Below are 26661 nucleotides of genomic sequence, written 5' to 3'. Positions count from 1 at the left end.
TGTCCGATGGTCCACTCGATGGGAGAGCCGGAAGGGATACGTGGCGCTTATACGCCGAAAGGACTAGCTGGGGACTAGATCGGGACTGTTCGGCAACCGAACGCGACCGGCTTTCGTCAAAATATTGAGTGCGGGGGAGCGATCGCGGGTAGCCGGGGGCTGCTTCGCAATCCGGTACGACGACTCTCTCTTGGGGGGATCCGCAGGTGGGAACGAACGGACGCCACGCCGCCGAGGCTCGTAGGAGCTGGCCGGAAGGGGACCCGGTAGCGGTGGCGATGGTGGGTCTGCTCGACGTGGAGCTGCGCCGTCGCGGCTGCGCGTGGTCGATCGTCGAGGAGGGGCTGATCGAGGTCTACGGCCCACACCGGGGCCGCTGGCCGCTGGCCGCCCTCAAGCGCCGGATGGAGGTCGCCGAGAAGGCCGACTGGCCCGAGCTGGTCGAGGAACTGGTGCTCGCGCGCGTGGACCCCTCAGGGTTCTACGCCAGCTCCGTGTCCTCCACCGGCGACCACGACTCGGAGTGGGCCTCGGTCCGCGGCCGGATCCGCGCCCGGCTGTTCGGCGGCGACGACGCCGACTCCGCGGCCCTGGCCGGCATAGAGCACCGGTTCTGCGCCGACGGCCTGGTCGAGGTGCTGGAGCTGGTCCCGCCCTCGCCGCTGCGCGACCCGCTGGGCGCCGGCGTGCGCTGGTACCGGCCCGAGGAGGGCCCGGTCGCGTATGGGGACCTGGCGCGCTGGAAGGTGACCGCCCGCGAGGCCTACCGGACCGCGCGGGAGAACGTGCGCCGCGAGGGGCTGCTGGAGACCCGCCTGCTGGAGGCCGAGGGCGTCAGCATCACGGTGGTGCGCGGCGGTTCCGGCTACGCGCCGACGCACTCCTTCTGGCTGCCGGACTACGTGTCCGTCGACAGCAACGGCGCGCTGGTGGTCATACCGAACCGCGGCCTCTTCGCGGCGCACCCGGTGCGCGGACCGGAGGCGGTGGCCGCGGCCGAGGGCATGCTGCGCCTGGCCCGGCGGCAGTACGAGACCGGGCCGGGCCCGGTCAGCGACCAGCTGTTCTGGTGGCGCGACGGGGTCCTCTACCGGCAGGGCTCGCGCCGGGCCGAAGACGGGATCCGGTTCGAGCCCACGCAGGAGCTGGCAGACGTGCTCAGGGCGCTGGCGCGGTAGCCGGGGCGGAGGCCGGGTCCTCGGCCTCCGCGTCGGCTCCGGCGCCGGCGCCGGGCTCGCCGTCCTCGTACTGGTCCTCGTGCTCGTCCTCGTCGTACTCGTCCTCTTCGGCCGCCTCGGCGGCCTCCCGGTCCCGGTGCTGGGCCTCGCGCCGGATGATCGTCACCCAGCCTCCGGCCGCGATCACGCAGAACAGCCACCACTGAAACCAGTAGGACAGGTACGGGCCCTCATCCAGGGACGGCGCGTCGACCGGGGTGATCTGCACCCCCGCGGAGTTCGCCGCCGAGTCGGCCGGCTTCGAGGTGATCACCTCGGCGTAGCCGCCGCGCAGTTGCAGCCCGGTCTTCAGGGCCAGCGCGTCGGTGTTGATGAGACTGATCTGGCCGGTCGGCAGCCCGGTGGTGACGTCCCGGATACCGGTGTTGCCCTTGGTCTCGGACTGCTGCAGGCGCCCGGTGACGGTGACCGTGCCGGACGGCGGCGCCGGGATCGTCGGCGACTGCTGCTCATCGGAGCTCACGGTCGGGATCCATCCCCGGTTGACCAGGACGGACGTGCCGTCGCCGAGCGTCATCGGAGTGATCACGTAGAAGCCCGGGTTGCCGTTCTCCTGGTGGTTGCGCGCCAGGAACTGGTGGGCCGTGTCGAAGGTCCCGACCAGCGTGAGCTGCTTCCAGCGGTCCTGCTTCGCGACGGCGGCGCCCACCGGGTCGGCGCCCTCGATCGGCACCGGCGGGGCGTTCATCGCGGTCCGGATGACGGCGTTCTCCGCCGTGCGCTCGTGATAGCGGCTCCGCTGCCACATCCCCAGGCCGATGAACGAGGGGATGAGGATCAGCCAGATCAGGACATGCAGGCGGATCCAGCGCCAGGAGAAGACGAATCGGTACCGAGACACGGGTTGACGCTACCCGACGTCGCTAAGCGTGCTGGAGGCAGGTGGCACTAACGAGGGCCTCAACTCTTCGCCAGTCCGACCACGATCCCCGCCACCACGACCGCCACCCCCGCCAGCTGCGCGATCCCCGGCGTCCCGACTCCGAGCGCGGCGCTGGCGGCGCAGGCCGCGACCGGCACGGTCCCGATCAGCAGTCCCGCGCGCTGCGGACCGAGGCCGCCGAGCGCGCGGTACCAGAGCAGGAAGGCGCCGACGGTCAGGGGCAGCGCGAGGTACAGCAGCGCCGCGCCCTCGCCGAGCGTGGGCACGCGCAGGATCGCGGTGCCGTCTGTGGCCAGGCCCGCGACCAAGAGGACCGGGACGGCGACGGCGGTGACGTACGCCGAGACCCGCAGCTCGCCGAACTTCGGCAGCAGCGGCACCGCCAGCAGCGAGAACAACGCCTCGCAGCCGAGGGTCAGCACGGCGAAGACGATCCCGGCCGCGCTCCCGTGCCCGAAGCCCTGCACCATCGCGCTCCCGGCGACGACCAGCCCTGCGGCGCCGATCGCCGGGCCCCTGCGCAGCCGGTGGCCGCCGCGGCTGACCAGCGGCCCGGCGATCGCCAGGACCAGCGGCGAGCAGGCCACGACGCTGCCGAGGGTGGCGGCGTCGGTGTGCCGGAGCGCGGCCAGGACGAAGATGTTGAACAGCACCAGGCCCGTGGCCGACAGCAGGGTCAGCAGGAGCCATTCGCGGGCCGTCGGGCGGATGCGGGGCAGGCCTCGGCGCCGCACGATGACCGCGAAGACCGCGGCGGCGAGCGTGTAGCGCAGGGCCTGGCCGCCGAGGACCGGGTAGCGGGTGAGGTGGGCGCTGACGGCGGTGGAGGCACCGAGCACCGCCATGGCCAGGGTGCCCTGGGCGATGTGGCGGGTTCCGGCGCGGCGGTCCGGGGCCTGCGCACCCTCGGCGGTGCGGCCGCCCGGCGCTTCCCTGGTCCCCGCCGCTTCCGTGATCGTGGACATGCTGCGAGGCTAGGATCCGATTGGTCTGCGAGTAAGAACCAATCAGCGCCGTGAAAAGGGGACCAATCGATGGCCGAGATCCTGGTGACCGTGGACCGCTCGGCTGGCCGCCTGGTCGAGCAGCTGGTCGTCGGGCTGCGCGACGGCATCCGCGCCGGGCGGGTGGCCGGCGGGACCGTGCTGCCGCCGAGCCGGCAGCTGGCGGCCGAGCTGCGGGTGTCGCGGGGGCTGGTGGTCGAGGCGTATCAGCAGCTGGTCGCGGAGGGGTACCTGCTCAGCCGGACCGGCGCCGGGACCTGGGTGGCCAGCGGGCACGCGGTGGGGGAGCAGGCCGCGGCCGCGCCGGACCCGGCCGAGGCGGAGCCGGAGTTCGACCTGACGCCGGGGCGGCCGGACCTGGGCGCGTTCCCGCGCACGGCGTGGGTGACCGCGCAGCGCCGGGTGCTCAGCGACCTGCCCAACACCGAACTGGGGTACGGCGACCCCGGCGGCGTGCCGCGCTTCCGCGAGGAGGTCGCGGCCTACCTGCGGCGGGTGCGCGCCGCCGAAGCCACGCCCGAGCGCGTGGTCGCCATCAACGGCTCGGCCCAGGGCCTGGCCCTCGGCCTGCGGGCGCTGCACGAACTCGGACACCGGGTGCTGGCCGTCGAGGACCCCTCGGCGGACCGGCCGCGCCACCTGCTGGAGGCCTCGGGGATGACGCTGGTCGGCGTGCCGGTGGACGAGGCCGGCCTGGTGGTGGCCGAGCTGCGGCGGACGGCGGCGACCGTCGTCTTCGCCGGCCCGGCCCACCAGTACCCGACCGGCGTGGTCCTGGCCCCGAACCGCCGCGCCGAGCTGATCGCCTGGGCCCGCGCCGCCGACGGCCTGGTCATCGAGGACGACTACGACGCCGAGTTCCGCTACGACCGCGACCCCGTCGGCTGTCTGCAGGGCATGGCCCCGGACCGGGTGCTGTACCTGGGCACCACGAGCAAGTCCCTGGCCCCGGCCCTGCGCCTCGGCTGGGCCGTCGCCCCGCCGCGCCTGGCCGAGCGGATGCGCGAGATCCGGCTGAACAGCGACCTCGGCGGCTCGGTCCTGGACCACCTCGCCATGGCCCACCTGATCGGCACCGGCGCCTACGACCGCCACCTGCGCACCGTCCGCCGCCGCTACCGCACCCGCCGCGACGCGCTGGTGACGGCCCTGGCCGCGGAGCTGCCGCACTGGAAGATGCGCGGCGTGGCGGCGGGGCTGCACGTGCTGGCGGACCTGCCGCCGGGCAGCGACGAGGACGCGGTGACCGTGGCGGCCGCCGCGCACGGGGTCCGGGTGCAGCCGCTCGCGCCGATGCGGTTCGCGCCGGGGCCGCCGGGGCTGGTTCTCGGCTACGCGGGGCTGCCGCCGAGCCGCCTGGAAGAGGCGGCCCGGCGGTTGGGGCTGGCGGCGCGGGAGGCGTAGGCGCCGGGCAGGCTGGCTACGCCGCGACGAACGGGCCGCGCAGCTTCTCAGTCACCTGCCAGAGCTGCTCGGCGTCGGCGCGGCTTGCCGCGTGCGGTGAAGGAGTGGAGGGGCGGCTGCCGTTGTAGTACCCGCCGTTGTGGATCGCCGGGGCCGTCGCCAGGTCGGCGAGCGGCCGGCCGCCCCGGGCCGGCGACGCGAGCATCCAGCGTGTCGCCGTGCTGAGCAGCCAGAACCCCGGACTGTGCATGGAGCGCACGAGCCTGGTGCGGACCATGCCCGGGTGCACCGCGACGGTCTGGAAGGCGGGCTGGCGGCGGTGGAACTCGGCGGTGAACAGGAGATTCGCGAGCTTGGAACGGCTGTAGGCCAGGTAGGGGCTGTAACCGTGCGCTGATTGCAGGTCGTCGAAGTCGAGTCGGACGTCGCCTCCTCCGAACAGCGGTGCGCGGTGTCCTTCGGAGTTGGTGTTGACGACACGTCCGGCACCGCGCGCGAGCAGCGGCATCAGCAGACTGGTCGTGGTGAACGGCGCCAGGTGGTGGACGGCGAAGTTCAGCTCCAGGCCCTCGTCGGTCAGCGTCCGGCGGGGGATCATGACACCGGCGTTGTTGACCAGGGTGTCGATGCTGTCGGTCTCGGCTTGGACGCCCGCGGCGACCGCCTCGATGCCGGCACGGGTGGAGACATCTCCGCCGACGAAGACCGCGCCGGTCTGCTTCGCCAGTTCCGCACCGCGCCGACGGTCCCGGCCCACCAGGATCAGTCGGTGACCCGCGTCGGCGAGTCGGAGTGCGCAGGCCCGGCCGATGCCCGAGGTGGCGCCGATGACCACGATCGTGCGCGGGACGGTCTCGCTGGTCTTGCCGTCCTCGCCGGCCTCCCGGGCTCCGCTCATCGCGCCGCGGGGATCTTGTTCAGGCCCATGACGCCCGCGAGCAGCCGGTCGCGGGTGCGCAGGGGCAACCGGGCCAACAGGCCGAGCAGGCGGGTGTCGGGGCCGACGGTGTAGCGGGGCTTGGGCCTGCGCGCGGTCAGGGCCTTGACCACGGCGTCGGCCACGATCGCCGGCGGCGCGGGCTTGGACTTGGCCAGGGCGGCGTCGACCGCGCCGACCTGCGTCTCGTAGAGCGCTCGCTGGGCCGGGCTCAAGGTGGCCTTCGCCTTCGCGGTGGTGGCCGCGGCCTTGGTGAAGATCCCAGTGTCGATGAGCCCCGGCTCGATCACCACCACCGGCAGGCCCCAGTGCGCCAGCTCCAGGCGCTGGGCGTCGGACAGCGATTGCAGCGCCGCCTTGCTGGCCGAGATCGGGCCGAAGAAGGGGCCTGCGACGCGGGCGGTGGCGGCCGTGATGTTCACCAGGCGGCCGTGGCCGGCGCGCAGCAGCGGCAGGAACGCCTGGGTGACGGCGACCGCGCCGAAGACGTTGACGTCGAACTGGCGGCGCAGGTCGGGCGCGCTCACCAGCTCCAGCGGGCCCTGGACGATGATGCCGGCGTTGTTGACGATGCCGTGCAGCGCGGTGCAGTCGTCGTTCCGGACCTGGGCGACGGCGTCGGCGACGCTCGCGGGGTCGGTCACGTCCAGGCGCAGGGTTCGGACATCAGGGTGTTGCGGGGGCTCCCCGCCGGGTTCGTGCACCGCGGCGTAGACCCGGAATCCGCGCTCGGTCAGCGCCTGCGTGGTCGCGCGGCCCACTCCGCCGCCGGCTCCGGTCACCAAGACCGCGCGTATCTGCTCGTCCTGCATGGCAGCCCCTCCCATACGTACAACTCAACATGTCTCTTCTTACATGTCATCGTCTACATGTACCGGCGGATGTGTCAAGATGGTCGTCAGCCCGCCCACGCCGCCAGGAGGACCCCGCCGATGTCGCTGCGCCACGGCCTGCTCGGCCTGCTCGCCGAAGGCCCGGCCAGCGGCTACGACCTCGCTCGCCGCTTCTCCGAAGCCCTCGGCTCGGTCTGGCCGGCCCAGCACCCGCAGATCTACTCGGAACTGGCCCGCCTGGAATCGGCCGGCCTTATCGAGGTCGAGAGCACCGGCCCGCGCCGCCGCAAGGCGTACCGCATCACCGACGAGGGTCTGGCCGAGGTCCGCCGCTGGCTGGCGGCGGCGGAGGTGGACCACACCTTCCGCATGGAGACGCTGTTCCGCGCGTACTTCTTCTGGCTGATGGAGCCCGAGGATCTCAAAGCCCACCTGGCGTCCGAGCAGGCGTTCTTCGCCCAGACGGCGGAGGCGCTCCGCGGCTACGCGGCCACCAAGGACCGCGGCGACTGGGGCACGAGCACGCAGACACGCGCGATGCGGATAGCGCTGGAGGCCGGGATCCGCATCAACGAGGCGCTGGCGGGCTGGGCGCAGTGGGCCCACGACACCGACATCATGACGGCCGAGGACTTCGGCACGGCGAAGCCCGACACGGAAGCCGTCGCGGAAGCCGATGCGGAAGCTGCCGCGGCCGAGGCCGAGGCCGACGGCAGCTGACCGGCCGAGATCGTCAGCTCACGCACCGCCGCCGGCGGCGATCAGGTGCCCGGGGTGCGAAGCCTTGTCGACGTGGTCGGCGATGCCCCTGGCGCCGGCGGAGTTCGCGCAGTGCGCGCAGCAGTAGAACTTGCCGTCGGACTCCACGCCGTGGCCGACGATGCGGCAGCGGCAGTGCTCGCACGTCGGCGCCATGCGGTGGATCGCGCACTCGAACGAGTCGAAGGTGTGCTTCACGCCGGCGGCGACGACGTCGAACGACATGTAGTAGTCGTTGCCACAAACCTCACACACGGCCATTTCCGACTCCCGGGTCAAGTGATGGGCACGGCGGCGTGTCCCGCCGACAGGCGGCCTACCCGGGGTCGGACGGCGGTAGTCGATCGCTAGGCCATGCAGGTCTGGGCCATACAGGCCACCGCGGCGCGCCACGGCTCACTGCGACCCGCTACGACCCGCTACGGCTCGCGCGGCAGTATGTGCACGACCTCGATCTGCTCCATCACGATCTGCGCCGTCAGCACCTGCGGCTCGCCGACCTTGTCCGGGTCCGGCTCGTCGGTGAAAGCCGGGCCGTCGTCGAGTGTCTCGCCGACCAGCGGTTCGCGGGTGGCCTGCTCGGTGCCGGCCTGCGGCTCCCCGGCCGGGGACGGGATCGGCACGCCGAGCGCCGGTTCCTCGGGTCCGCCCTCGAACGAGACTGTCACCGTCGGTGTCGTGCCGGCGGGCTTGGCGAAAGCGTCGAAGGCATCGGCGGTCTCGGGAGCCGAGGCAGCCTCCGCGGTCGCCGGCGCCGCCGCCGCGTGCGCGCCGCCGCGGCCGCCGCCGCGCCATTCCGGCATGGTGATCGCGTACATCGCCCGGTCCTGCCACTGGCCGCCGACCAGGAAGCGGTCCAGGAGCACGCCTTCGGGGCGCATCTTCACGTGCTCGGCGACCCGCATGCCGGCGGTGTTGCGCGGGTCGACGGTGGTCTGCACGCGGTGCAGTTCCAGGCGGGAGAACGCCAGCTCCAGCAGGAGCCGGGAAGCCTCGGTGCCCAGGCCCTCGGCCCAGCGGTCGGGGCGCAGGTACACGCCGATCTCGCCCTGCCGGTGCGGGAAGCTCAGGATGTCCAGCGTCGCCGAGCCGATCAGGTCCCCGTACTGCTCGACCGCCAGGTAGAAGCTGCGCCGGGGCTGGAGCTGCGCGATGCGCGCGGTCTCGGCCAGCCACGCGCCGGCGGTGTCCGGCGTGGCCAGGGCCGGCCACGGGGTGTGCGCGGCCACGCGGGGATCGCCGGCGATGCGCTGCCAGGGCAGGAGGTCGTCGGGGCGGAACTCGCGCAGGGACAGGCGAGGGCCCCTCGGGTAGTCGTCGAGCGGAGAAGGCACGGCAGAACGTTATGCGATCGCCGCCGCCGCGTCAGCCCGAAGGCGACAATGCTTTGAGAGTATCAGCGCTTGGACAAGGGCCGCACTATCCGGGAACACCCAGGGTGAGCATGGAGAATCCGAAGTAGTCGCGGTGTCCGCGCAGCCAGATGCCCCGCTTGGTGTCGAGTCGGTCACGCACCGCGTCGGCGTCCGGATGGTCCGGATCGGCCAGCAGCCACTGCTCGGCATCCATGGTCTCCAACGATTCGTAGTCGTCCCATTCCGAGCGGGTCGAGGACTCGATGCGCAGCGGGCGGAACCCGGCGGCGACGGCGCGATCGACGAGGTCCGGCAGCAGTTCGTAGCGCTCGGCGGTGGCCCCGGGCCACATCGCGGCCAGCCGCTCCGGCGGCGGGACCGTCTCCCAGTGCTCGACCCCGAAGAACAGCCGGCCGCCGGGATTGACCAACGGGCGCAACGCGTCCAGTGACTGTGTCACCGTCTTGCCGAGTGCCTGCCACGCTCCGCAGTTGATCACCACGTCCGCAGGCTGCGTGTGCTCCTTCACCGGGCCCTCGACGAACTCCACGCGATCGCCTAGTCCGCGTGCCTCGGCGTTCTTCCGTCCCCGCGCGAGGTCCCGGGCCGACAGGTCCACGCCGAATCCCCGCGCGGACGGCGCCAGCGCCAGAATCCGCAGCATCAGCTCGCCCCAGCCGCAGGCATAGTCGGCGACCGTGGCCGGCCCCGTCGCCGCCAGGTCCGCGGCGATCCGGTTCGCGCGCTCCTCGGTCATCGGTGAATGGAACACCATGTGGGTGGCCGGGCCGACGATCTCTTCGACAGTCATGCCGATTCAGCGTAGGCGCGATGGAGATTGCAGGCTACTGATCCGCCAGCAGCGAGCGCACCAGCGCCTCGGTCGACACCGCGAACAGCCGGTCGGCGTCCACCGGGGTGGCCAGCGCCCCGGCCAGGGCGGCGTCCGGGGCCGGTTCGGCCTGCCACAGTTCCTCGGCCGAGGGACGCTGCTCCGGCGAGCGGTCGGTGTGCCGCTCGACGAGGACGAACCCGATGACGTGGTACTGCAGGGCTCGGACCGCCTCGGCGGCCCGGGCGCCGCGCAGGCCGGCCGCCGAGATCTCCGCCGCCAGCGTGCGCTGGGAGGGCAGGAACATCGCCGGGGTCAGCCCGCGTTCGTTCACCAGCCCGATCAGGTGCGGGTGCTCCCGCAGCACCCGGCGCAGCTCCATGGCCAGCGACAGCACGCGCGCCGCCGGCGCGGTGCCGCGGGCCGGGAGCGTGTCCAGGCCGTGCACCATCTCCTGCACCAGTTCGTCGAGCAGCGCCTCGCGGTTGCCGACGTGCCAGTAGATCGAGGTGACCGCGACCCCCAGCTCGGCCGCCAGTTTGCGCATCGACAGTCCGGCCACGCCCTGCTGCTCGATCAGGCGCCTCGCGGCATCCAGCACGGCCCGCCGGGTCACGGTTTCACGCCGATCAACACTGTGCTGAGCCACGCAGCCATCCTCTCGCCACCGACGACTCTTTACCCTTCACGCTCCCGGGTGTAACGGTGTTACAGAAGGCTTATGACGAGGAGTCAGATATGCCGAAAGTGCGTTATGGCCCGCGCGACCTCGCAGCCGTCGCCGCCGCCCGCGAATCCGCCTCGAAGCTCCCCGACCTGTGGTCCACCGGCGTGCACGCCGTCTGGGAGACCGACCCCGACGCCCTGGCGCAGGTCCTGCCGCCGCCCCTGAAGCCCACCGCCAAGCCGTACGTGCGCGCCACGATCAACCAGGTCGACATCTTCGGTTCGCCGCTTGGTGCCGCAGCCATCTCCGTGGCCTGCGCGCATGGTGACGAAGAGGGCTGGTACAGCCTGGTCATGCCGATGACCACCGAGCGCTCGCTGATCGGCGGCCGCGAGGTCTTCGGCGAGCCGAAGAAGCTGGCCGAGGTCGTCGTCGACCGGGACGGCGAGCAGATCGCCGGCACCGTCACCCGGCACGGCGTCACCTTCGCCGAGATCCGCGGCCGGATCGCCGGGGCCCTCGAACCGCCCGCGCCCTACGTCAAGGTTGACTGGTACCTGAAGTTCCTGCCGGCGGTGGACGGTTCCGGCTTCGACGCCGATCCGTTGCTGGTGCGGTGCCTGCGGACCGAGAAGACCAGGGCCCTGAACACCGTCGAGGGCGAGGTGATCCTCCGCGAGTCCGACCTCGACCCGATCGCCGACCTCCCGGTGCTGCGGCTGGTGGAGATCACCTTCGGGGAGAAGACCTCCGACCAGCGCGGCGAGGTCGTGGCCCGGCTGGACCCGACCGAGATCCTGCCCTACGTGCACCAGCGCTACGACGACCCGGCGCAGGTCCATGACTCGGTACTCGTCGAAGACGCAGCGGGGGTGCCCGATGCTGGCTGACCTGCCTGGCAAGACCGCGGTCGTGACCGGGGCGGCCAGCGGCATCGGCCTGGCGATGGCGCGGCTGTTCGCCTCCGAGGGCATGAACGTGGTGCTCGCCGACGTCGAGGAACCCGCGCTGGACAAGGCCGTCGCGGAGGTGAATCAGCAGGCGGCCAAGGGGGCGAAGGCCATCGGCGTGGTCACCGACGTCTCCCTGCCGGAGTCCGTGGAAGCCCTGGCCGACCAGGCTTTCGCCGCCTTCCCGAGCGTCGACGTGCTCTGCAACAACGCCGGTGTCGGCTCCGGCGCCGAGGGCCCGATGTGGCAGCACGAGCGCACCGACTGGCAGTGGGCCTTCGCGGTCAACGTCTGGGGCGTCTTCCACGGCATCCAGGCGTTCCTGCCGCGCATGCTGGCCCAGGAAACCCCGGGCCACGTCGTCAACACCAGCTCCCCGGACGGCGGCATCGCCCCGCTGCCCACGGCCAGCGTCTACGCCGTGACGAAGGCGTCGATCGTCACGATGACCGAGGCGCTGTACGCGCAGCTGAAGCAGGCCGACGCCAAGATCGGCGCGTCCGTGCTCTTCCCGGGTCCGCACATGGTCCGCACCGGACTGTGGGAGAGCTACCGCAACCGCCCCGAGCGCTACGCGAAGACCAAGCCCCGGCAGAACCCTTATCCCACCCTCGAAGGCTGGGAGCAGGCGATGAAGGACGCCGGGCTCGAAGCGAAGATGACCGAGCCCGAAGAGGTCGCGGCGCACGCTCTGGAGGGGATCAGGACCGGCGCTTTCTGGATCCTGCCGACCGGCGGCAGCTCCGACGACATGATCCGGCGGCGCTCGCAGTCGATGCTCGAGCGCGCCAACCCCGGTTACCTCGAGAAGTTCATCCTTGACTGAGGGGAGTCAAAGGTCCCATGCCTGAACCGACAGAGTTCGACAACAGCCCGTACGTCGTCGTCTCCTCCGACTGCCATGCGGGGCTGCCGACCGAGGAGTACCGCACCTACATCGAGAGCGAGTACCACCCGGCCTTCGACGATTTCCTGGCCGAGCAGGCCGCCCGCATCGAGGCCGCGACCAGGCTCGGGGTCCGCAACCCCGAGTTCGCGCGCAGCTGGTTCGAGGAGCACGAGGAGGGCCTGCGCGGCGGCTGGGACTCCGCGCAGCGCGACAAGGAGCTCGACGCCGACGGCGTGACCGCCGAGGTGATCTTCCCGGACGCCGACGCCGTGGAGTCCACCACCGCCGCGCCCTTCGGGGTCGGCCTGACCTTCTCCGGCGGCCTGGACCAGGAGCTGGCGCTGGTCGGGGCCCGCGCGCACAACCGCTGGCTGGCCGAGCTGTGCGCGCACTCGCCGGAGCGCCGGCGCGGCGTGGCGCTGGTGCCGATCACCGGCGACGTGGACGCCGCGGTCGCCGAGATCCGCCGGGCCAAGGAGTCGGGCCTGGGCGCGGTGATGATCCCGGCGATGTGGGAGGACAAGGCGCCCTATCACGATCGCCGCTACGACCCGGTCTGGGCGGCGTGCGAGGAACTCCAGATGCCGGTCTCGACCCACTCCGGCGTCGCCCCGCGCGACGAGTACGGCGACCACCTGGGCATCTATGTCTCCGAGGTCACCTGGTGGCCGGCCCGGCCGCTGTGGTTCATGATCTGGTCCGGGGTGTTCGAGCGCTTCCCGGGTCTGAAGTTCGGCGTCACCGAGGCCGGGTGCTGGTGGGCGCCGAACCTGCTGTGGTTCATGGACCGGCTCTACCTCGGGGCCCACGCCACCGCGAAGCTCACGCCGTTCGAGGAGGTGAAGCGGCCGCCGAGCGAGTACTTCGACCGCAACTGCTTCATCGGCGCGACCAACACCAAGCGCCGAGAGCTCGCGCACCGGTACGAGATCGGGATCGACAACATCCTGTGGGGCAACGACTTCCCGCACCCGGAGGGCACCTGGCCGAACAGCCGCAAGTGGCTCAGGACCGCCTTCCACGACATGCCGGTCGACGAGACCCGCCGGATGCTCGGCCTGGCCGCCGCCGAGGTGTACGGGTTCGACGTCGCCAGGCTTCAGTCGATCGCCGAGCGGATCAACCTGCGGCCCTCCGACCTCGGCCAGAGCGGCGGCGAGGCGGCCGGCTGGGCCGCCGCGCGCGAGGTCGGCCGGCACTGGCTGACCGGTCACGACTTCCCGGCCATCGGCTACGGCGCCACGCTCGGCGGCCACCGCACCGAGGGCGTCGGACCGGAGGTGTCGTGATGACCGGGAAGACGGATGTCGCCGCGGCGAGGTACACGGTCGTCTCCGCCGACGGCCACGCCGGCGCCGATCTGCTGGACTACCGGCCCTACCTGGAGTCGAAGTACCACGAGCAGTTCGACGCGTGGGCCGCGGCGTACGTGAACCCGTACGAGGACCTCCTGCACGGCGACGCCGAGCGCAACTGGGACTCCGCACGCCGCCTGGCCGACCTGGAGCGCGACGGCATCGTCGCCGAGGTGCTGTTCCCCAACACCATCCCGCCCTTCTACCCGAGCATGTCCCTGAGCGCCCAGCAGCCGTCCGCCGAGGAGTACGAACTGCGCTGGGCCGGCCTTCGCGCCCACAACCGCTGGATGGCCGACTTCTGCGCCCAGGCGCCCGGCCGGCGCGCCGGCACCTGCCAGGTCCTGCTGGGGAACATGGACGAGGCGGTCGCCGAGGTCCGCTGGGCCCGGGAGCACGGCCTGTTCGGCGGCGTCCTGCTGCCCGGCACCCCGCCGGGGACGTCCGTCCCGCAGCTGTACTCGGACGTGTACGAACCGTTGTGGGCGGTGTGCGAAGAGCTCGACATGCCGATCAACCACCACGCCGGCTCGGCCTCCCCGGAGATCGGCCAGGAACCGGCGGGCCGCGCGGTCTTCATGATGGAGATCACCTGGTTCGCCCACCGGGCCCTGTGGCACCTGATCTACGGCGGCGCGTTCAAGCGCCACCCCGGCCTGAAGTTCGTGCTCACCGAGCAGGGCTCCGGCTGGGTGCCCGGCGTCCTGGAGATGCTCGACTACTACCACCGCGCGCTGGTCCGCCGGATGTCCTCGGCGATGGACGACGCCGGCGCGGTCACCGCCGAGAGCCGGTTCGGCGCCGGGATCGCCGAGGCGGTGGGCCTGGCGCCGAGCGAGTACTGGAAGCGCAACTTCTTCCTCGGCGCCTCCTTCATGCGGCCCGACGAGGTGCCGCTGCGGCACGCCATCGGCCTGGAGAAGCTGATGTGGGGCAGCGACTACCCGCACGACGAGGGCACCTTCCCGTACTCGCGCGAAGCGCTGCGCAACTCCTTCGCCAGGCTCCCGCACGCGGAGATCACCGCGATCCTCGGCGGCAACGCGGCCCGGGTCTACGGTTTCGACCTCGCCGCGCTCGACCGGATCGCGGCGGCGGTGGGCCCGACCGCCGCCGAGATCGACGAGCCGCTGAAGCAGCCGCCGGCCGACGCCACCTCGCCGACCTTCGGCGCCGACAGCGTGATCCGGGTGTGGTGAGGCCCGCGGTGGTCTCAGTGAATCCCTGACCAGTACCTTTTGGTAACCGGAGCTTAAGCCGGGGCTCGACGGGCATACGAGCTCTCGTGGAACACGGCACATGGCACCAGGCGATCCGCCGCCCTCACCCGGCCGGCGGGTCGCTTCCCGTTCGGCGCGGTCCCGGGGTACCTTCATCGCTCGCTCAGGTCCTGGAGGTTCGCTGTTTGGACCGGAGCCACTTCGCGGCGGCGGTTGCTCCTCCGTGTTGATCTGCATCTGCATCTGTATCTGTACCTGCGGCTTACATGCCGCACGGCAGGCTGACACGGGAACGGCCGCTCGCGCGGCGGACAGGTCTGAGGTGAGCGGAGGGTGACGCCGATGGAGGTTCCCGACCGGCTGTCGCGGGTCGCACGCAGGCGGCAGCGCGCCCAGGCCCGCAAGCGGGCCAGGGCCCGGCGCGCGGCGCTCGCCGCCGGGGTGGCCGGCTTCCTGGTGATCGCCGGGATGCTCGGCGCCGCGTTCAGCAAGCCCTCCCCGGCCAAGGCGGTGGCCGCCGACGGCGCGGCGCAGCCCGCGGCGCCCACGACCGCCGTGTCGACCAGCCTCTCGACCTCGAGCTCGACCTCGGCGCCGGCCCAGGGCGCGGCCGCCGCGGCCCCGCCCGCGGCGCTGGCGGCCGGCGTGAGCAGCGCCGACGCGCCCGGCCGCGTCACCCCGGAGCCGACCGCCCGCGACACCGCGAGCACCTCCGCCGCCGCGGCCGCCGGACCCGGCTCCACGGTCGACCCGCCGGCGCAGCCGACGAGCTCGCCGAGCGGGAAGCCGTTCGGCGGCACCTCGGTGGCCGGCGTGCTGTACCAGCCGGACTCCGGCGTCTCCAGCCACTTCTGCAGCGCCTCGGTCGTGCACAGCGCGGCCGGGAACCTGGTCATCACCGCCGCGCACTGCGTCTACAGTGACGGCCCCAAGTCCGACATCGCCTTCGCCCCCGGCTTCCACGACGGCCAGCTGCCCTACGGCTCCTGGCCGGTCACCAAGGTCGTGGTCTCCCAGAACTGGCAGAACTCCGACGACCCGGACGAGGACGTGGCGTTCCTGCAGGTGGCGCCGTCGGCGAGCGGGGCCTCGCTGGAGTCGGTGACCGGCGCCGACCAGATCGCCTTCGACCAGGGCTTCGGGATGCCGGTCACGGTCCCGGCCTACCCGCAGGGCTCGGACACGCCGATCACCTGCGCCGCGCCGGCCAAGAAGTTCAGCGCGACCCAGACCGAGTGGGACTGCCGCGGGTATCCGGACGGCACCTCCGGCGCGCCGTTCCTCACCAACGTGGACTCCAGTGGCGAGAAGGGCACCGTCACCGGCGTGATCGGCGGCTACCAGCAGGGTGGCGACACCCCGGACGTGTCCTACAGCGCCTACTTCGGCTCGGCCGTCCAGGCGTTGTATCAGAGCGCGACATCGTGACCGGGGCGTTTCGGCGCATTCCATACCGTCGGGTGAGATAACATCCGACACACGCGCAACCGCCCCTAGATCGCGTTCGGTACCATTTAGCCTCCCACCGACGCGGCGGGCCGTCGTGGTGCCCGCCGTCCCCACTCGTGGAAGGCTGGCATTTTGCTCTCCGGTTTCAAGAAGTTCCTGATGCGCGGCAACGTCGTCGACCTGGCGGTCGCGGTCGTCATGGGCGCGGCGTTCGGCGCGATCGTCAAGTCGCTGGTCAGCGACATCATCATGCCCCTGATCACGGCGATCTTCGGCAAGCAGGACTACACCAAGCTGAGCTTCACGCTGAACAAGTCCACGTTCGCCTACGGCGACCTGCTGACCAACGTCATCAGCTTCGTGAGCATCGCGGCCGCGGTCTACTTCCTCATCGTCATGCCGATCAACCACCTCAACGACCGGCGCAAGGCGCGGCTGGGCATCCCGGAGCAGGCGACGGCGCCCACCGACGTCCAGCTGCTGGCCGAGATCCGCGACCTGCTGGCGGCGCAGCGCAACGCCGAGTAGTGCCGCCGGGTAGCGGCGGGTAGCGGCGGCGCTCACGGGACTCTCACACGGCCGGCGGTGGATCGGCGGAGAGTATCCAGGTCGGCGACGAATCCGTGACCTCGTTCTGCGAAACTCGCTCGCATGACCGCACAAGCTCAGCTCAAGACCACCGTGAAGTCTGCCGTCAAGCACATATCCCCGGGCAGCTGGCGGCGTCACCCCGGAGTGCGTACCGGCGAACAGCTCACCCGGGGTGAGCGGGCCGCGGACTCGATGCGCAACAGCATGGGGTCGTGGGGGTTCGTCTTCGTGGCCGTGGGGTTCCTGGTTGTGTGGATGACGCTCAACGTCATCCTGGACAAGTCGACGGGGCACACCTTCGACGCTTACCCGTTCATCCTGCTGAACCTGGTGCTCTCCTGCGTGGCGGCGCTGCAGGGCGCGATCCTGCTGATCGCGGCCAAGCGCTCGGACCAGGTGGCCAGCGAGCTGGCGCAGCACGACTACGAGGCGGACTGCCAGTCCCGGGAGATGCTGCAGGTGCTCACCGAGGAGTTCTCGGCGCTGCGCGCCCAGCACGCCGAGCAGAGCCAGCAGCTGGCCGAGCTGATCGCGCGGCTGCCGCAGGCGTAGCGGCGGACGCGGCCGACGGCGCCGGGGAGCCCGGCGCCGGGCCGCGACGCGCGGTCGCGGCTATGGGTGCGGCTATCGGTGCGGCTATGAGTGCGGCTACGGGTGCGGCAGCAGCGCCGGGCATCCCTGGGTCTTGTAGCGGGCCTGGTACTCGAAGTGCCAGGTCTCGTCCTCGTAGCGGCGGCAGAGCCCGTACTGGCCCTTCGTGGACTCCAGCCACGAGGCGGCCGAGGGCGGTGCGATGTCCATGGCGTAGCCCTGGACATGCGCCGACTCGCTCGGCGGGAGCGCGTACTGGCGCGCGGCCTGCGGCGAGCCGAGCTGCTTGACCCAGCAGTCGAAGACGCGCTGCTGGTAGGCCGCGGAACGGTAGCCGGAGTTGAGCTCGAAGCTCAGGCCGGCGGCCTCGGCGGCCTTCTGGGCGCTCAGGAACGCCGCCTGCGTGCCCCGGGTCATGCCGGTGAACTTCATCGCCTCGTCGGCGGGGGTGTCATGGCTGGTGTTCTCGCAGTCGCCGTTCTCGCCGTCCCCGGACTCGGTCGGGGCGCCGGTCGTGCTCGGCGAGGACTTCGGGCTGGTCGCCGGGGTCTTCGGGGCCGAGGTGGGCTTGGTGCCCGAGGTCGGCGAGGTCGGCGAGATGCCCGGGGTGGTCGGGGCCGTCGTGCCGTCGGTGCCCGCGGTGCTTTGCGGGGTGGTCGGCGGGACCGTGGGGCTCTGCTCGGTGCGCGCGGCGGCCGCGTTCAGGGCCGTGTCGTTCGACGTGTTGTGCGAGCGGCCGGCGAGCGCCGCGGCGGTGCCGGCCACGGCCAGCGCGGCCACCGCGACACCGCCGACGATCAGCCAGCGCCTGGGCCGGCGGCCGGCCGGTTCGGCGTAGCCGTCGCCGGGTCCGTACTCGCCGGCCCGGGCCGCCGCCTCCGCCGCGGCGCGGCCGATGTCCTCGGCAGCGGGCTCGTGGGCAGCAGGCTCCCGGCCAGCAGGCTCCTGCGGCGTCTGATCGCGCTGTTCCATGTCAGAGAAGACGTGCGAAAGACCCTTTCCGTTGCCATTCCCGGTGTCTCGGTTCTGTCACGACCGCCAGCGCGTGGCCGCCTGCACGCGGCAGCGGACGCCGAGTTTCACGTAGGCGTGCTCCAGGTGCTTGTCCACGGTCCGCGGGCTGATCCCCAGCCGGGTGGCGATCTGCCGGTCCGTCAGGCCCCGGCACAGCAGGTCCAGCACGTCGGCCTCGCGCGGCGAGACCTTCTCCCGGCGCGGTCCCGGCCCGCCGAACCGGGCCAGCGCGCTGCCGATCCGGGGCCGCACGGCCTCGGCGACGGCCACGTCGTGCTGCGTGAAGTCGGGGGAGGAGCGGTTGAAGAGCACGACGATCCGCCGCTCCTGGTCCGGCCGCACGGCCATCACCAGCTGGCGCCGGGCGCCCAGCGGCGCGAACAGCGCGGCGAAGACCGGCAGCCGGTGGAACTCGTGGTCGGTGTGCAGGTCCGAGCGCCGCGTCGCGGTGCCCGGGCCGTGCCAGGCCGCCGCCATCAGCGGATCGTCGGCATGCGCGGCCAGCACGGCGGCCTGCTCGGCGCCGACCGATCCGGGCGGCTCGGCCCGGCAGGTCCCCGGATGCCGCCGCTCGGAGTCCAGCCACAGCACGGTGTCGGCCGGGACCGAGCGGCGCAGCACCGGCAGCAGCCGGTCCACCAGCTCGCCCTCCTCGACCGCGCCGAGCAGGACGTCGGCCACCGCCAGGACCCGGCGCAGCCCCACCTCGCCCGGTGTCGGGACACGGGTTCCGGGCGCCGATCGGGGGCGGGGCGTGAGCTGGGCCGGCGAAGGCTGTTGGGCCGGAGAAGACTGCTGGGCCGGAGAGGGCATGGAGTCACCTGCGATCGCTACGGGTGCGGGGGCTTCGGTAGCGGGAGATGCCCATGGTGGCGCTGCTCGGCAGGACATCACCGTCAAAGTGGACACCAAGCAGACTAGCGAGCCTCAGCGGCCTCGGAAACGCCCATCCGCCCCGACAGATTCTCGGCAAGCGCAGGCTCCGGCCCGTGGACGGGAACAACCTGTGCTTCTGAGAAGCTGGGATCGTAAGGCGGGATGATCCCGAAGCTCGGCGGAAGAGGGGCGCACATGCTGGTCGACACGTTCGGCAGAACGGCGACGGACTTGCGGGTGTCCCTGACCGACCGCTGCAACCTGCGCTGTACGTACTGCATGCCCGCCGAGGGACTGCCCTGGCTGCCGAAGGCCGAACTGCTCACCGACGAGGAGATCCTGCGCCTGATCGGCGTCGCGGTCCGGCTGCTGGGTGTGGACCAGGTGCGCTTCACCGGCGGCGAGCCGCTGATCCGGCCGGGGCTGGCGGCGCTGGTGGCCGAGGTGGCGCGGCTGGAGCCCCGGCCCCGCATCTCGCTGACGACGAACGCGCTCGGACTGGCCCGCCTGGCCCCGACGCTGAAGGCCGCCGGCCTGGACCGGGTCAACGTCTCGCTGGACACCCTGGACCCCGCGGTGTTCCGCGAGCTGACCCGCCGCGACCGGTTCGCCGATGTGGTCGCCGGCCTGGAGGCGGCGGCCGCGGCCGGGCTGACGCCGGTGAAGGTGAACAGCGTGCTGATGCGCGGCGTCAACGACGCCGAGGCCCCGGCCCTGCTCAGGTGGTGTCTGGAGCGCGGCTACGAGCTGCGCTTCATCGAGCAGATGCCGCTGGACGCCCAGCACGGCTGGGACCGCTCGCAGATGGTGACCGCCGACGAGATCCTGACGGCCCTGCACCGCGAGTTCGAGCTGACCCCCGAGGGCCCGGCGGTCCGCGGCGCGGCGCCGGCCGAGACCTGGCTGGTGGACGGCGGCCCGGGGCGGGTCGGGGTGATCGCGAGTGTGACCCGGCCGTTCTGCGGGGCGTGCGACCGGGTGCGGCTGACGGCCGACGGCCAGGTGCGCACCTGCCTGTTCGCGCGCGAGGAATCGGATCTGCGCGGCGCGCTGCGCGACGGGGCGGGCGACGAGGAGCTGGCCGAGCGCTGGCGGGTGGCGATGCTGGGGAAGAAGCGCGCGGCCGGGATCGGCGAGCCGGGGTTCGTGCAGCCCGAGCGGCCGATGTCGGCGATCGGCGGGTAGGCGGCGCGTTCCGCGGGGTGGCGGCGCGCTCAGTGGGTTGGCGGCGCGTTCCACGGATAGGCGGCATGGTCCGCGGGCGACACCGGATTCAGCTCCAGCCGAATCCAGTGCGGGTGTCGGCGGCGTCTGATTCGCTGGCCGCATGACATCTCAGCACGACAAGGCCACCGGCTTCCACGCCCTGCACGTCCCCGGCACGCCCCTGGCCCTGGCCAACGCCTGGGACGGCGCCAGCGCCCGGGTCGTCGCCTCCACCGGCGCGCCCGCGGTCGCCACCACCAGCGCCGGTGTGGCCTGGGGCCTGGGCGCGGCCGACGGCGGCCACCTGGACCGCGACCGCGCGGTGGCGCTGATCCGCCGGGTCGTGGACACGGTGAGCGTGCCGGTCACCGCCGACATCGAGGACGGCTTCGGCCCGGACGCCGACGCCGTGGCCGAGACGGTCGCCCAAGTGATCGCGGCCGGCGCGGTCGGCATCAACATCGAGGACGGCCCGCGCGACCCGGCCGAGCTCGCCGCGCGCATCGCCGCCGCCCGCCGGGCCGCCGACGAGGCGGGGATCCCGCTGTTCGTCAACGCGCGCATCGACGTGTTCCTGTTCGGGCTCGGCGCGCCGGAGGACCGGCTCGGCGAGACCCTGGCCCGGGCCGAGCGCTATCTGGCGGCCGGCGCCAGCGGCATCTTCGTGCCCGGGGTGTCGGCGCCGGAGACGATCAGCGCCCTGGTCGAGGGCATCGACGCGCCGCTGAACGTGATGGTCGGGCCCGGCGCGCCGGCGGTCGCGGAGCTCGCCGCGCTCGGCGTGGCGCGGGTCAGCCTGGGCGCCGCCGTCGCCGAGGCGGCTTACGGGCTGGTCCGGCGAGCCGCCGAGGAACTGGCCAAGAGCGGTACTTACACGGCGGTCGAGGGCGGGATGCCCTACCCGGAGCTCAACGGCTTGATGAGCTGACCGCTCGATGACGGTGCTTCCGCCGGGCCGGCCGGGCCCGGCGCGAGCTCACTAGTCCTGCGTGTCTGGCTGTCCCGACCCCGGCTGGAAAGGCTCCACTCCGATCAGGAACCCGCGCACATCCAGGAAGTCGGCCAGGTGCTCCCGGTGCTCCTCGCAGGCCAGCCACACCTTCCGCCGCTCCGGCGTGTGCAGCTTCGGGTTGTTCCAGACCACGCTCCACGCCGCCGGCGCGCGGCAGCCCTTCGCCGAGCAGATGGCGGTGGCGGGGGAGTCGTCCGAGGTCACGAAGCCACCATAGAACAGCTCCGCCGGACGGTGTTCTCGGGGGAAGGAGACGCGGCGTCGAACGGCCACGGGGGGAGCCGCTCGACGCCGCAAGTGGCGCCCCGACGGGGGTTCAGGGCGCAGGTAAGAAGTATGACATGCGTAGACCCGCTAAGGGAATGGGCCCCTTACTTTTCCCGGGTCGGCGCACCGATGCCGCTCAGTCGGTCGGCGGGCTCAGTCGTCGTCGCCGAGGATCCGGCCGGAGATCGGTTCCCCGGGCGTGTCGTCGTCGTTCTCCGGCGGGCCGCCCTGCCCGGAGAGCAGCGCCCGCCGCTCGGCGTGCGAATACGGGGAGTCCGCACCCGGCTCCGGCTCGCGCCCGCCGTTCGCGTAGACCACCGCGACGTAGGGGAGCACCAGCGCCAGCACCGCCAGCCCGATCTTCCACGGCCAGGCGATCGGCAGGATCACGATCAGCAGGAACGCCGCGATCCTTATCCCCATCGCCATCAGGTACTTCGACTCGCGCGACCGGATGTCCTGGCTCAACGGCTTCGGGGCGTCGGTGATCCCGTACACGACGTCCTGCTGCGCGTTCTTGTCCCGGCCGATCCGCATACCTCCAGGCTACGCCCGCCGTCGGGACTGCGGACAGGACCCCGCCGGCAGTGGGCCGGCGGGGTCCTGATATGGCATCGGCGCAGGCCGGGGACCGGGTTCTAGGAGGCCGGGCTCACCGAGGACATGTTGAAGTCCGGGATCCGCAGCGCCGGCATCGCGGTCCGGTTGAAGTAGTCGCCCCACTCCCGGGAGAAGGTCCGCTCCGTCCGGCCCGCCTCGGCGATCCGCGACAGCAGCGAGACCGGCGACTCGTTGAACCGGAAGTTGGTGACCTCGCCGACCACCTCGCCGCCCTCGACCTTGTAGACGCCGTCCCGGGTCAGCCCGGTCAGCAGCAGGGTCTGCGGGTCCACCTCGCGGATGTACCACATGCTGGTCAGCAGCAGGCCGTCGCCGGTGGCGGCGGTCATCTCGGCCAGCGACGGACCGGTCCCGCCCGGGTTCGCCTCCAGGATCAGGTTGTCGACGAACGGCGTCAGCGGGGCGTCCGCCGCGGCCGCGGTCTGCCGGGTCGCCGGCAGCGCGGCCAGCACGCCGTCCTTGATCCACTCCGTCGGCGCGAGCGCGAGCCCGTTGTCGAAAACGGACGTCGCGGCACTTGAGGAATAGGCGTCCACGTAAGGGGCGCACTCCAGACCCGGCGCGGCCGGGTCGCTGCGCAGCGTGGGCTTGACCTTCGAAGCGCCCGCCAGGCTCTCGCCGATCCGGGACCCGCCGCCGCTCGTGCTGAACACCGAGCGGCCGTCCACCGCGTCCCGCAGCGCCGCCGACCAGTAGGCGTAGATCATCAGGTCGGCGACCGAGGTCGGCGGAAGCAGCGTCTCGTACCGGCCGGCCGGCAGGTCGATCCGGCGCTTGGCCCACTCCAGGCGGCGCGCCAGGTCCTGGCCGGCGGCCACGACGTCCACGTCGGAGAAGTCCGCGGTCGGCACCCCGGTCCAGGCCGAGCGGGACCGGTCGCCGGACTTGGCGTTGAGCTGCACCGACCCGGTGGGCTGCGCGTGCCGCAGCCGCAGGCCCGCCGAGGAGCCCAGGTACTGGGTGGTCATGCTGTGCTCGGCGTAGCCGAAGAGCAGGTTGCCCTCGGCGCGCGCGGCCGCGAGGGTCTCGCCGAGCGCCGGGGCGAACGCGGCGAACACCGAGATGTCGGTCTGCGCCGGCGCCTCGTCCCAGTCCGCCGAGACCCGGCCGGCGATCAGCTCGTTGGCGTCCTCGGCCGGCCCGGACTCCTCGGCCGCCTTCTCGCTGGCCCGGACCAGGTCCTCCAGGGTGGACAGGTCCACACCGGAGCGGCCGACCACGCCGACCGAGGCCGAGGCCGCGCCGCTCGCGCCGTTCTTCATGGAGATGACCGTGACCTGCTGCCCGGCCGAGACGCCGTTGGTGGTCAGGGTGTTGTTGGCCCAGCGCAGGTTGGCGTCGGTCCCGGCGTCGACGATGACCACGGCGCCGTCGGCGCGGGAGAGCTCCAGCGCCTTGTCGACCAGCTGCTGAGGTGTGGCTTGGGTGCTCACTGCCCGGCCTCCTGGACGGTGTTGAGGATGCGGATGCCGCGGAACAGCGCGGTCGGGGCGCCGTGGCTGACCGGCGCCACCTGCCCGGGCTGGCCCTTGCCGCACTGGAAGGAGCCGCCGACGACATAGGTCTGCGGCCCGCCGACCGCCTCCATCGCGCCCCAGAAGTCGGTGGTCGTGGCCTGGTAGGCGAAGTCCTTCACCTGGCCCTTGATCTGGCCGTCCTCGATCAGGAACGCACGCTGGCCGGTGAACTGGAAGTTGTAGCGCTGCATGTCGATCGACCACGACTTGTCGCCGATGATGTAGAGCCCGCGCCGCACCCGCGAGATCAGCTCCTGGACGGACGGGCCGTCCTCGGCCGGCTGGAGCGAGACGTTGGCCATGCGCTGGATCGGCACGTGGGCTGCCGAGTCGGCGAAGGCGCAGCCGTTGGAGCGGCCGCCGTTGAGGCCCTTGAGCTGTGCGATGCGCCGGTCGAGCTGATAGCCGACCAGGACGCCGTCCTTGATGATGTCCCACTGCTGCGTCTGCACGCCCTCGTCGTCGAACCCGACGGTGGCCAGGCCGTGCTCGGAGACGCGGTCGCCGGTGACGAACATCGCGGGGGAGCCGTATTCCAAGGTGCCGAGTTTGTCGGGCGTGGCGAACGAGGTCCCGGCGTAGGCCGCCTCGTAGCCGAGCGCGCGGTCCAGCTCGGTGGCGTGGCCGATGGACTCGTGGATGGTCAGCCACAGGTTCGAGGGGTCGATGACGAGGTCGTACTCGCCCGGCTCCACCGACGGCGCGGCGAGCTTGTCCCGCAGCAGGCCCGGCAGCGCGTCGAGCTCGGCGTCCCAGTCGTGGACGTCGTTGCCGGTGAAGAACTCCCAGCCGCGCCCGACCGGCGGCGCGACGGTGCGCATGGTCTCGAACGCGCCGGTCTCCTCGTCGACCGCGACCGCGGTCAGGGCCCCCTCGGTGCGGATCCGCTGCTGGGTGAGCCGGTTGCCGGCCAGGTCGGCGAAGTACTTGCACTCCTGCACGGCCTGGAACTCGGCGTCCACGTGCGCCACGCCTTCGGCCCCCAGCAGCCGCTCGGACCAGCGCTGGAAGTGCGCGATCTTCTCGGTGTCCGGCACGTCGAAGGGGTTGACCTGGTACCTGGAGATCCACACGTGCTCGCCGTGCACCGGCTCCGGAGCCAGCACCACCGGCTCGGAGTTCACCGGCTTGGACACCCTGGCCACCTCGACGGCCTGCTCGGCCAGCGCGGCGGCGCTCTGCGCGGTGAGCGCGACGCCGGCGGCGAAGCCCCAGGTGCCGTCGTACACGACGCGCACGCTCAGCCCGCTGTCCGAGGAGTCGCTGACGCCGTCGACGTTGCCGTCGCGCAGGTTGATGTGCTGGGAGCGGACGGTCTCGACGCGGAAGTCGGCGTGCTCGGCGCCCAGGTCGCGCGCCCGGGACAGCGCCGCCTCGGCGAGATCGCCCAGGGGGAGCGAGGTGAAGGACTCGTCTACGGTCATACCGCCCAACCTAACCGGAACGAGGGCCCCGAGCCCGGTTGTGGAGGTCCTACAAAGCTGACGCCCGACGATCTATGCCCCCTGCGGTTGCGGCTACCGCCGGGTAGCCCGATAGCTTGGCACGGACGTCTTGAAGAAGAAGAACAGAGGTGCTGAATTGAGCCGGTCCGTACTGGTCACGGGGGGAAACCGGGGAATTGGCCTGGCCATCGCGAAGGCCTTCGCGGCGAGCGGGGACAAGGTCGCGATCACCTACCGCTCGGGCGAGGTCCCCGAGGGGCTGTTCGGGGTGAAGTGCGACGTGACCTCGGCCGAGGACGTCGACCGCGCCTTCGGCGAGGTCGAGGCCCAGCAGGGCCCGGTCGAGGTGCTGGTCGCCAACGCCGGCATCACCCGCGACACGCTGCTGCTCCGGATGAGCGACGAGGACTTCGAGGCGGTGCTGGACACCAACCTGGTCGGCTCCTTCCGGGTCGCCAAGCGCGCCAGCAAGGGCATGCTGCGCCTCAAGCGCGGCCGCATCGTCCTGATCTCCTCGGTGGTCGGGCTGTCCGGCTCGGCCGGGCAGGCCAACTACGCCGCCAGCAAAGCCGGCCTGGTCGGCTTCGCGCGCTCGGTGGCCCGCGAGATCGGCTCGCGCGGCATCACCTGCAACGTCGTGGCCCCGGGCTTCGTCGAGACCGACATGACCGCGGTCCTGTCCGACGACCGCAAGGCCGAGATCCTCAAGCAGGTGCCGCTGAACCGGTACGCCTCCACCGACGAGATCGCCGGCGTGGTGCGGTTCCTGGCCTCCGAGGACGCCGCGTACATCACTGGAGCCGTCATCCCGGTTGACGGCGGACTGGGAATGGGGCACTGAGCATGGGAATCCTCGAAGGCAAGCGCATCGTCGTCACCGGTGTGCTCACCGACTCCTCCATCGCCTTCCACGCCGCGCGCATCGCGCAGGAGGAGGGCGCGCAGGTGGTGCTGACCGCGTTCCCGCGGCCGTCGCTGACCCAGCGGATCGCCAAGAAGCTGCCCAACGGCGACGCGCCGGTGATCGAGCTCGACGTGACCAACGCCGAGCACCTGGCGGCGCTCGCGGACAACGTGAAGCAGTACATGGACGGCGTGGACGGGATCGTCCACAGCATCGCGTTCGGCCCGCAGGACGCCCTCGGCGGCAACTTCCTGAACACCCCCTGGGAGTCGGTCGCGACCGCGGTCCACGTCTCGGCGTACTCGCTGAAGTCGGTGACCATGGCCCTGCTGGACCTGTTCCCCGAGTCCGGCGGCTCGGTGGTCGGCCTGGACTTCGACGCCCAGGTGGCCTGGCCGGGCTACGACTGGATGGGCGTGGCCAAGGCGGCGCTGGAGTCCACCTCCCGCTACCTGGCCCGCGACCTCGGCCCGCGCGGCATCCGCAGCAACCTGATCTCGGCCGGCCCGCTGAAGACCATGGCCGCCAAGTCGATCCCCGGCTTCGAGAAGTTCGACGGCGTGTGGGACGAGCGCGCGCCGATCGGCTGGGACCTGCTCGACATGGAGCCGACCGCGCGCGGGATCGTCGCGCTGCTGTCGGACTGGTTCCCGCGGACCACCGGCGAGATCATCCACGTCGACGGCGGCATGCACGCGATGGGCGCCTGAGCTTCGCCGAACGCTGTGGCCGGACAAAGCGGCCGGGGGCCGCCGCGCGCGGCCGGAGACGTTGGTGTCGGGCGGGCCCCGGGGGGCGGGGGTGGGGGGGGCCGGGCGGCCCCCCCCCGCCGCGCGCGGGAC

At 72.1% G+C, this 26661-nt stretch carries 28 protein-coding genes; 14 read left to right on the top strand and 14 right to left on the bottom strand.

Annotated features, from left to right (window positions below; genetic code table 11):
- The first annotated feature begins 206 nt into the window (after positions 1-206).
- Positions 207-1178: a hypothetical protein gene (locus ABH926_RS40805; RefSeq protein WP_370371641.1), complete on the top strand. Its 972-nt coding sequence runs from the start codon at positions 207-209 to the stop codon at positions 1176-1178.
- Here the strand turns inward: ABH926_RS40805 and ABH926_RS40800 are convergent.
- Both ABH926_RS40800 and ABH926_RS40795 read right to left on the bottom strand, forming a co-directional pair.
- Positions 1159-2079 (bottom strand): SURF1 family protein, encoded by a 921-nt coding sequence (locus ABH926_RS40800; protein ID WP_370371639.1) that lies wholly within the window; start codon positions 2077-2079, stop codon positions 1159-1161. The genes ABH926_RS40805 and ABH926_RS40800 overlap by 20 nt on opposite strands.
- Before the next feature lie 59 nt (positions 2080-2138).
- The gene (locus ABH926_RS40795) at positions 2139-3086 is read right to left on the bottom strand and encodes a DMT family transporter (RefSeq protein WP_370371637.1); all 948 of its coding nucleotides are present in this window, start codon (positions 3084-3086) and stop codon (positions 2139-2141) included.
- Between the two features lie 69 nt (positions 3087-3155).
- Here ABH926_RS40795 and ABH926_RS40790 point away from each other — a divergent pair, with 69 nt between their 5' ends.
- A complete protein-coding gene (locus tag ABH926_RS40790; protein ID WP_370371636.1) occupies positions 3156-4529 on the top strand; it encodes a PLP-dependent aminotransferase family protein in 1374 nt (457 codons plus the stop codon).
- A gap of 16 nt (positions 4530-4545) precedes the next feature.
- On the opposite strand, the gene ABH926_RS40785 is transcribed toward ABH926_RS40790, so the two are convergent.
- Entirely contained in the window at positions 4546-5427 is an 882-nt protein-coding gene (locus ABH926_RS40785) for an SDR family NAD(P)-dependent oxidoreductase (protein WP_370371634.1), read from the bottom strand.
- Positions 5424-6278 carry an SDR family NAD(P)-dependent oxidoreductase gene (locus ABH926_RS40780; RefSeq protein WP_370371632.1) on the bottom strand — a complete coding sequence of 285 codons (855 nt, stop codon included), beginning with the start codon at positions 6276-6278 and terminating at the stop codon, positions 5424-5426. The genes ABH926_RS40785 and ABH926_RS40780 overlap by 4 nt, the downstream gene beginning before the upstream one ends.
- Positions 6279-6398: 120 nt before the next feature.
- Between ABH926_RS40780 and ABH926_RS40775 the strand changes: the two genes are divergently transcribed.
- On the top strand, positions 6399-7019 hold the full coding sequence (locus ABH926_RS40775; RefSeq protein ID WP_370371630.1) for a PadR family transcriptional regulator: 621 nt from the start codon (positions 6399-6401) through the stop codon (positions 7017-7019).
- Between the two features lie 18 nt (positions 7020-7037).
- Here ABH926_RS40775 and ABH926_RS40770 read toward each other — a convergent pair whose 3' ends face one another.
- The 4 genes from ABH926_RS40770 to ABH926_RS40755 all read right to left on the bottom strand — a co-directional run bounded on the left by ABH926_RS40770 (position 7038) and on the right by ABH926_RS40755 (position 9894).
- Positions 7038-7319, bottom strand: a complete 282-nt coding sequence (locus ABH926_RS40770; RefSeq protein ID WP_370371628.1) for a hypothetical protein — start codon at positions 7317-7319, stop codon at positions 7038-7040.
- 158 nt (positions 7320-7477) lie between these two features.
- Complete coding sequence (locus ABH926_RS40765) at positions 7478-8392, bottom strand: GNAT family N-acetyltransferase (RefSeq protein ID WP_370371626.1); 915 nt, start codon at positions 8390-8392, stop codon at positions 7478-7480.
- Between the two features lie 85 nt (positions 8393-8477).
- Entirely contained in the window at positions 8478-9224 is a 747-nt protein-coding gene (locus tag ABH926_RS40760) for a cyclopropane-fatty-acyl-phospholipid synthase family protein (protein WP_370371624.1), read from the bottom strand.
- A 34-nt stretch (positions 9225-9258) separates the two neighbouring features.
- Positions 9259-9894 carry a TetR/AcrR family transcriptional regulator gene (locus tag ABH926_RS40755; protein WP_370371622.1) on the bottom strand — a complete coding sequence of 212 codons (636 nt, stop codon included), beginning with the start codon at positions 9892-9894 and terminating at the stop codon, positions 9259-9261.
- Between the two features lie 89 nt (positions 9895-9983).
- Between ABH926_RS40755 and ABH926_RS40750 the strand changes: the two genes are divergently transcribed.
- The 7 genes from ABH926_RS40750 (at position 9984) to ABH926_RS40720 (ending at position 16918) form a co-directional block, all read left to right on the top strand.
- The gene (locus tag ABH926_RS40750; protein WP_370371620.1) at positions 9984-10802 is read left to right on the top strand and encodes an acetoacetate decarboxylase family protein; all 819 of its coding nucleotides are present in this window, start codon (positions 9984-9986) and stop codon (positions 10800-10802) included.
- Positions 10792-11688, top strand: coding sequence for an SDR family NAD(P)-dependent oxidoreductase (locus tag ABH926_RS40745; RefSeq protein WP_370371618.1), 897 nt, complete (start codon positions 10792-10794; stop codon positions 11686-11688). Before ABH926_RS40750 ends, ABH926_RS40745 begins: the two co-directional genes overlap by 11 nt.
- A 17-nt stretch (positions 11689-11705) precedes the next feature.
- Positions 11706-13040: an amidohydrolase family protein gene (locus ABH926_RS40740; protein WP_370371616.1), complete on the top strand. Its 1335-nt coding sequence runs from the start codon at positions 11706-11708 to the stop codon at positions 13038-13040.
- The gene (locus ABH926_RS40735) at positions 13040-14305 is read left to right on the top strand and encodes an amidohydrolase family protein (protein WP_370371614.1); all 1266 of its coding nucleotides are present in this window, start codon (positions 13040-13042) and stop codon (positions 14303-14305) included. The genes ABH926_RS40740 and ABH926_RS40735 overlap by 1 nt, the downstream gene beginning before the upstream one ends.
- A 363-nt stretch (positions 14306-14668) precedes the next feature.
- Entirely contained in the window at positions 14669-15754 is a 1086-nt protein-coding gene (locus ABH926_RS40730; protein ID WP_370371613.1) for a serine protease, read from the top strand.
- Positions 15755-15907: 153 nt separating this feature from the next.
- Positions 15908-16303 (top strand): large conductance mechanosensitive channel protein MscL, encoded by a 396-nt coding sequence (gene mscL, locus ABH926_RS40725; protein WP_370371611.1) that lies wholly within the window; start codon positions 15908-15910, stop codon positions 16301-16303.
- Between the two features lie 123 nt (positions 16304-16426).
- Positions 16427-16918: a DUF1003 domain-containing protein gene (locus ABH926_RS40720; protein ID WP_370371609.1), complete on the top strand. Its 492-nt coding sequence runs from the start codon at positions 16427-16429 to the stop codon at positions 16916-16918.
- Between the two features lie 96 nt (positions 16919-17014).
- Here ABH926_RS40720 and ABH926_RS40715 read toward each other — a convergent pair whose 3' ends face one another.
- On the bottom strand, positions 17015-17929 hold the full coding sequence (locus ABH926_RS40715; protein WP_370371608.1) for a D-alanyl-D-alanine carboxypeptidase family protein: 915 nt from the start codon (positions 17927-17929) through the stop codon (positions 17015-17017).
- Between the two features lie 57 nt (positions 17930-17986).
- Positions 17987-18784, bottom strand: coding sequence for a LuxR C-terminal-related transcriptional regulator (locus tag ABH926_RS40710; protein ID WP_370371606.1), 798 nt, complete (start codon positions 18782-18784; stop codon positions 17987-17989).
- Between the two features lie 258 nt (positions 18785-19042).
- Between ABH926_RS40710 and moaA the strand changes: the two genes are divergently transcribed.
- On the top strand, positions 19043-20032 hold the full coding sequence (moaA, locus tag ABH926_RS40705; RefSeq protein ID WP_370371604.1) for a GTP 3',8-cyclase MoaA: 990 nt from the start codon (positions 19043-19045) through the stop codon (positions 20030-20032).
- 142 nt (positions 20033-20174) lie between these two features.
- On the top strand, positions 20175-20981 hold the full coding sequence (locus ABH926_RS40700; protein WP_370371602.1) for an isocitrate lyase/phosphoenolpyruvate mutase family protein: 807 nt from the start codon (positions 20175-20177) through the stop codon (positions 20979-20981).
- A 51-nt stretch (positions 20982-21032) separates the two neighbouring features.
- On the opposite strand, the gene ABH926_RS40695 is transcribed toward ABH926_RS40700, so the two are convergent.
- From ABH926_RS40695 to ABH926_RS40680, 4 genes are all read right to left on the bottom strand, one after another.
- Positions 21033-21269: a hypothetical protein gene (locus ABH926_RS40695; RefSeq protein WP_370371600.1), complete on the bottom strand. Its 237-nt coding sequence runs from the start codon at positions 21267-21269 to the stop codon at positions 21033-21035.
- A gap of 216 nt (positions 21270-21485) precedes the next feature.
- A complete protein-coding gene (locus ABH926_RS40690) occupies positions 21486-21869 on the bottom strand; it encodes a DUF3099 domain-containing protein (RefSeq protein WP_370371598.1) in 384 nt (127 codons plus the stop codon).
- A 101-nt stretch (positions 21870-21970) separates the two neighbouring features.
- The gene (locus ABH926_RS40685) at positions 21971-23386 is read right to left on the bottom strand and encodes a metallopeptidase TldD-related protein (RefSeq protein ID WP_370371596.1); all 1416 of its coding nucleotides are present in this window, start codon (positions 23384-23386) and stop codon (positions 21971-21973) included.
- Complete coding sequence (locus ABH926_RS40680) at positions 23383-24894, bottom strand: TldD/PmbA family protein (RefSeq protein WP_370371594.1); 1512 nt, start codon at positions 24892-24894, stop codon at positions 23383-23385. Before ABH926_RS40680 ends, ABH926_RS40685 begins: the two co-directional genes overlap by 4 nt.
- A gap of 157 nt (positions 24895-25051) precedes the next feature.
- Between ABH926_RS40680 and fabG the strand changes: the two genes are divergently transcribed.
- Both fabG and fabI read left to right on the top strand, forming a co-directional pair.
- Positions 25052-25756 carry a 3-oxoacyl-[acyl-carrier-protein] reductase gene (fabG, locus tag ABH926_RS40675; protein ID WP_370371592.1) on the top strand — a complete coding sequence of 235 codons (705 nt, stop codon included), beginning with the start codon at positions 25052-25054 and terminating at the stop codon, positions 25754-25756.
- A gap of 2 nt (positions 25757-25758) precedes the next feature.
- Positions 25759-26529: an enoyl-ACP reductase FabI gene (fabI, locus tag ABH926_RS40670; protein ID WP_370371590.1), complete on the top strand. Its 771-nt coding sequence runs from the start codon at positions 25759-25761 to the stop codon at positions 26527-26529.
- Positions 26530-26661 lie beyond the last annotated feature (132 nt).

Source organism: Catenulispora sp. GP43 (assembly GCF_041260665.1).
Classification (GTDB): domain Bacteria; phylum Actinomycetota; class Actinomycetes; order Streptomycetales; family Catenulisporaceae; genus Catenulispora.
Note: the sequence above shows the minus strand (reverse complement) of the source record. Positions and strands in the feature narration are given on the sequence as shown.